Here is a 6,631-nt window from a genome sequence, read left to right as displayed (position 1 = left end):
AGGTGAATATGACCAGTTATCACTTGCAAGTGATAAGACGATCCCAAGTTTTCAAAAACTGGCTAATGAAATACATAAATATGATAGCAAATTATTTATTCAATTACATCACCCGGGTAGAGAAACATATTCGGCGCTTATTGGAAACAAACCAGTTGTTTCGGCATCGGCTATTCCTTGTGGTGTATGTCAACAGGAAACAAGAGCGCTAGAAACAGAAGAGGTTGAGGGTTTAGTTGGAGATTTTATTGATGCAGCAGTCAGAGCAAAGAAATCAGGGGCTGATGGCATTGAACTTCATGCGGCGCACGGCTATTTAATAGCACAATTTTTAAGTTCACATACGAATAAACGTACAGATAAGTATGGCGGTTCTTTTGAGAACAGAACGAGATTTTTAAATGAAATAATAAAAGGTATCAAAGATAGATGTGGGATGGATTACCCAATTTCCGTTCGTATCAGTGTGAATGAATTTTACGAAGTGATAGGTGTGAAAGATGGTATAGTCCCAGAAGAAGGAGTTAGGATAGCTGTTGCTGCAGAAAAAGCTGGAGCCGATCTTATCAATGTTTCGGCTGGAACATATGAGACTGGTAATGTTACTGTGGAACCAACTTCATTTGCACAAGGTTGGAGAATGGAATTAGCAAAACTAGTAAAAGAAAATGTTTCTGTTCCGGTGGTTGCAACATCGGTTATTCGTGAACCGGAATTTGCTGAACAAATGCTAAGCGACGGATATATTGATTTCGTTGGAATGGGGAGACCGTGGTTGGCAGATTCCCAGTGGGGTGAAAAGGCTATCAATGGTGACTGTAGAGACATCAGAAAATGCACCAGCTGCATGTACTGTTTTGAAATAGCGGGGACACAGTTGATTTCTGGCGGAGAAGGTACAACTTGTGCCATAAACCCACGCTTAGGGAAAGAACTAGCATATCCAGAACCGGTGAAGGATGGGGATGGCAGAAAAGTTGTGGTAGTTGGAGCAGGCCCAGGTGGATTGGAAGCTGCAAGAGTACTTGCGGAAAGAGATTTCAAGGTGACGATGATTGAAAAATCAGACCGACTGGGAGGACAGATGTATTTATCTTCCGTGCCGCCAAATAAAGAAAAAATGGGATATTTTATCGATTATTGTAAAAAACAGTTGGAAGATTATCAGGTGAACATTATTTTTAATACGGAAGCAACAGTGGATATGATAAAAGAAGTGAATCCGTATGCGGTAATCATTGCTACAGGTTCTGCACCAGTGAAACCTGGAAGCATCAAAGGAATCAGTAAAGATAATGTATTTACACCAGATGATATTTTATCTGGAAAAGTGGAAATGATAAACCGCAATATAAGTGTGATAGGTTCAGGCTTAACAGGATTGGAAACAGCAGAATATCTTGCAGAAGCCGGCAATACGGTTACAGTCTTTGAAATGATGGATAAAATCGGATTGGATGCATTCCCGCTTGTTTTAATGGATGTTACAGGGTCTTTGGCCAATGCCGGAGTCCGAATGATCCCGGGGCATAAATTGATTGAGATTAAAGATGACGGTGTATTGCTTGAAGACAGAGCAGGCGTAATTGTTGAGCACCCGTGTGATTCTGTGATTTTATCGCTAGGTATCAAGCCGGTAAATAGTCTGAAAGAAGAACTAGAAAATCTTTCTAATGTGTATACAATTGGTGATGCTGATAAATTAGGAAGAATTGCACAAGCAGTTCAATCGGGTTTTGAAACGGCTTATAATTTGAAATAATTATGCAGAAAAGAAGAATTTGTGAAAGCGGAAAAGTTTAGGCAATCACTATACAATGAAAATTCGCATGTGCACAGAATTTCTGATTCGTCTTAAAGATGCCTGCCGATGAGTTTCAAAGCACTCATCGACAGGCATCTTTTGCCGTTTCATCCAGACCGTAAGGCGCCGCCTAGCCTTGCCCGCCGGCATTGCAATTCCAATACAAATAAGTCCATATATGAGAGTTAAATGTACAAAAACGATAACATCACCTATTTTTAGATTGATATAATCAAAACATAAAATATGAAATCCGGAAGTAATATTTTTAAAAGGAGATATCTATGTGTTCTTATATTTATGAGGCAATCGAACATGGAAACAACCGTCCTTTAAAAGTTTTTGTAACATCCATCGATCATTCCAAATTTCACTGGCACTATGATTATGAACTGATTCTTGTATTAAAAGGTGAAGTCCTGATCAATACAAGTCCTGGACAGACGCTTTTGCGTGAAGGGGATATTTTTCTTCTGAATTCAAAAATGGTTCATGAGCTGCAGCGCATGGAGCAACCTAATATCTGTCTGTTTATTCAATTGAATCAGAATCTCTTTTTAGATACAAAAAATGTAAGCGGATCCTATTTTTTTTATTTGAACAGTGCACAAAAAGGCAAGTATCCAAAGAATGGTTTCGAGCATTATAAGGCCCTTGCATCAAGAATTGGCTTGGAATATCAGAAAGAAACGCCCAACATGTATCGTGTAAATTCTTATATTTATACATTATTAGCCGATTTTTTTGACTACCTTATCTATGACATACGCCAGACGTCATCCGTGATGAACCCGTTGGAGGATATCGAACTGCTGATGCAGGTAATAAATTATATTCAGGACAGATTTAAAGAGGAAGATGTTTTGGATACTCTGTATAGGTCCTTTGGCATGGGTGAAAAAACGCTGTATCGTTTTTTGAAAAAATATATTGGTCTGTCCCCCAAAGCACTTCTGATGGAAAATCGCATTCAGGCAGCAAAAGAAATGCTGCACTTTTCCAATAAAACGGTTCCCTACATCGCTGCAGAATGTGGTTTTAAAGCCGAGAACACCTTCTACAGGGTTTTCAAAAAGGAAGTCGGCGTTACGCCTAATGAATATCGGCAGAAGGACGTTTCAGAAAAATCAGATTCAGAAATCAAGGGATATTTGCAGTTTAAAATGGGTGAAGCAGTTTGTTTATTAAAAAAAATTGTGAAGGAGAAGAATGATTATGAAGTGTGATAGAAATTATCGTCTTTCTTATACGGAAAAGGCACAAAAAATAGTTGATGCCTTATCATTAGAGGAAAAGATATCTCTAATGGGAGGAACCATGACGTTGGAGAATATGTTGAAAGAAATGGAAACAAATCCCGAGGGCCACTACAACCATATTCCTTATGGTGCAGGCGGATTGAAAGAATATAGTGTCCCGCCAATGCTGTTTTGTGATGGTCCCCGCGGTGTGGTCTGCGGGACTGGAAAAAGCACATGCTTTCCGGTTTCTATGCTTAGGGGCGCATCATTTGACGCAGAACTGGAACAAAAAATCGGTCAGGCTATAGGAAAAGAAGTAAAAGCTTATGGCGGAAATTTGTTTGCCGGTGTCTGCATTAATCTCCCGTACAATCCGGGATGGGGAAGGAGCCAGGAAGTATACGGAGAAGAGTCCTTCCATCTTGGGGAAATGGGGAAAGCGCTATCAATTGGCGTTCAGGAGGAGAATGTGATTGCCTGCGTAAAACATTATGCCTTTAACCAGATGGAGATCTCCCGCTTTAAAGTCAGTGTTGACTGCGACAAGAGGACGGAACGGGAAGTGTTTTTACCGCATTTCAAAAAATGTGTCGATGCAGGTGCCGGAAGCATCATGAGCTCTTATAATCTTTATCAAGGTACCTATTGCGGCCATCATGATTATCTTTTAAATCAGGTCTTGAAAGACGAATGGGGATTTGACGGATTTATCATGAGCGACTTCGGATGGGGCATCAGAGATACTGTGGAGGCGGCAAATGGCGGCCAGAACATGGAAATGTGCGGAACCGAATATTTCGGCGATAAGCTTGTAGAGGCAGTACGGGAAGGCAAGGTGCCGGAAAGTAAAATCGATGATTCAGCGCTCCGTATCATCCGCACCTTGTTGGCTTTCACTGAGACTGATGACAAACAATGCGATAATAGCATTCTGGGCAGCAAGGAGCATGTGGCACTTGCGCTGCAATCGGCCAGGGAGGGGATTACCCTGATTCAGAACCAGGATAAGACACTTCCTTTCGATAAGAATGCACTTAAGAAACTGGTTGTGATTGGAAAACTGGGAAATAAGGAAAACATCGGAGACCACGGATCCAGCCAGGTTTTCCCTGCATATGTGGTAACTCCATTAAAGGGAATTGTAGACATCGCACCGAATGTGGAGGTTATCTACTACAGCGGCGAAAATCTGGAGCATTCCAAGGAGCTGGCTGCCGAGGCCGATGCAGTTGTGTTTGTTGTGGGATATAACCATGACGATGAAGGTGAATTTGTTTCCGAGGAACAGTCAGAGAATTATACCGGCTCCATGGGCGGAGACAGAAAATACTCCCTCGATCTGCACGAGGATGAAATACAGCTGTTACAAGAAGTCGGCCCTGTAAACAAAAATTCTGCTGCCGTTTTAATCGGAGGAAACATGATTATGATGGAGAAATGGAAAAATTCCGTCAAGGCCGTTCTTATGGCATATTATCCAGGTATGGAAGGTGGAACAGCCATCGCCGAAATTTTATTTGGCAACGTCAATCCCAGCGGAAAACTGCCTTATGTCATCCCTTATAAAGAGTCGGATCTTCCACAGGTTGATTGGGACACCACTTCTCAGCACTATGACTATTATCACGGATATGCAAAATTAGAAAAAGAAAATGTAAAACCGTCAGTTCCTTACGGATTCGGTCTTTCCTATACTCAGTTTGAACTGAAAGATGCCTTATTCAACGCTGACGACAACTTTGTGAGAGCTTCCTGCCGGATAACAAATATAGGCGATCGCGAAGGGGACGAAGTCGTGCAGATGTATGTCGGGTTTGAAAATTCTTCCATCGACAGACCCGTGAAGTTGCTGCGTGGTTTCACAAGAGTCTCACTGCGGGCAGGGGAGTCCAAAAAGGTAGAGATAAGCTGTCCTTTAGAAGAATTGAAGTGGTATAATCCTGAAACTGAGATGTTTGAGTTCGAAAATATAGTGTATCCGATTTATATCGGCACAAGTTCTGACAATAGAGATTTGCTGTGCGGAAGCATAGACATGAGAATCGAGGAGGCAATTTCATATGGACCGTGAGGAATCATTTAAAGAAAATTTATCGTATGATTTGGGTAAGACAGGACGCGGAGAGGTGTCCTTAAAAGAAAAACTGGCCTACGGTCTTGGCGATGCGGGCTGCAATTTCGTATGGACTGTTGTAGCCTCATTTCTGACATTATATTACACCGATAACGTTGGCGTCAGTGCCGCCGTGATAGGAACAATTATGCTGTTGACAAGGCTGCTGGATGGTCTTTCCGATATCGCAATGGGAATAATCATAGATAGAACGAATACCCGGTGGGGAAAGGCAAGACCCTGGATACTTCTTTCCGCTCCTCTCATGGCGATCGGATTGATACTGCTGTTCAATGTTCCGGCCAATTTCTCAGAAACAGGGAAGATCGCATATATAAGCGTTACTTATGTGCTCCTGGCGGTCGTTATTTATACGGCCTGCAACCTATCCTATTCAACCCTGCTTTCCTTGATTACGCCAAAACAGGAAGAGCGAACATCCATGAGTTCCATAAGATTTATATTTACAATGGTAACTGTTCTGATTATTTCCGTAGGCACAATGCCCTTAGTAGGAAAAATCGGCTGGGGCGGAATGTCGGTTCTTTATGGCATAATCAGCATGCTTTTTCTCCTTATTACTTTTTCGGGCACAAAAGAACGGTTTGCCGTTGAAGAGACAGAAGTCCAGAATAAGCTGAGCGTACGGGAGTCATTAAAATATTTATTTAAAAATAAATATTTTATCTATACAGCAGTACTCTTTGTCCTTAATTATGCATCAAGCGGTGCAGCTATGGGAATTGCAATTTATTATGCAAAAGATGTACTGGGGAATATTGGGATTTTCGGTACCCTGACCATGGCTGGACTGTTTCCTATGATCTTAGGACTCTTTCTCTTTCCTAAATTCGCAAGCAGATTTGGAAAATGGAAATGCTTTGTTGTTGGCTATCTCCTGCAGGCAATCGGATATCTTATGATTTTTCTTATGCCGACAAACCTTACCGTTGTTATTATCGGTCTCGTAATCAAAGGGATCGGAGCTGTTCCTCATACAGCAGGTATGTTTGCACTCGTCGCAGATGTTGTCGATTATGGCGAATGGAAACACGGTGTCCGAATAGATGGCCTAACCTACAGCGCAACAAGCTTTGGTATGAAGGTCGGTACCGGTATCGGCAGTGCCGTTGTTGGCTGGGGATTGGCCTTCGGGAAATATGATGCCGCTGCAGCGGTACAAAGTGAAAGCGCTCTAGAAGTCATAAAAGCATTATACACCTACATTCCGCTGGCGATGATTGCTATAGGACTTATCGTTCTTGCGATGTCGAATCTGGATAAAATTTATCCGACAATTATGAAAGATTTGGAAGAACGAAGAAATAATCAGACTATCTAGATTTTTAAAAATGCTTATTTATTTGAAAATATGCTTGCAAAATGCCTGGAAAATCATCATAATATTAATTATAGAAATTTCAACGCGTATAATGGTTCAGCGTGAGATCACTTTTGTGATCTCACGCATTT

General features: G+C 41.5%; 4 protein-coding genes. All 4 read left to right on the top strand.

The features are described 5' to 3' along the window. Positions 1-1,762, top strand: a 1,762-nt coding sequence (locus tag WBV27_RS12800) for an FAD-dependent oxidoreductase (RefSeq protein WP_424202514.1), incomplete at its 5' end; no start/stop codon positions are given. Positions 1,763-2,088: 326 nt separating this feature from the next. Beyond that, positions 2,089-3,030 (top strand): AraC family transcriptional regulator, encoded by a 942-nt coding sequence (locus WBV27_RS12795; protein ID WP_424202513.1) that lies wholly within the window; start codon positions 2,089-2,091, stop codon positions 3,028-3,030. Then, on the top strand, positions 3,020-5,116 hold the full coding sequence (locus WBV27_RS12790; protein WP_424202512.1) for a beta-glucosidase family protein: 2,097 nt from the start codon (positions 3,020-3,022) through the stop codon (positions 5,114-5,116). The genes WBV27_RS12795 and WBV27_RS12790 overlap by 11 nt, the downstream gene beginning before the upstream one ends. Continuing rightward, complete coding sequence (locus tag WBV27_RS12785; RefSeq protein ID WP_424202511.1) at positions 5,106-6,500, top strand: MFS transporter; 1,395 nt, start codon at positions 5,106-5,108, stop codon at positions 6,498-6,500. The genes WBV27_RS12790 and WBV27_RS12785 overlap by 11 nt, the downstream gene beginning before the upstream one ends. The last annotated feature ends 131 nt before the right edge of the window (positions 6,501-6,631 follow it).

Source organism: Trichococcus sp., assembly GCF_049589555.1.
Taxonomy (GTDB): Bacteria; Bacillota; Bacilli; order Lactobacillales; family Aerococcaceae; genus Trichococcus.
The sequence above is the reverse complement of the archived record's forward strand: the minus strand, read 5'-3'. Positions and strand labels throughout refer to the sequence as shown.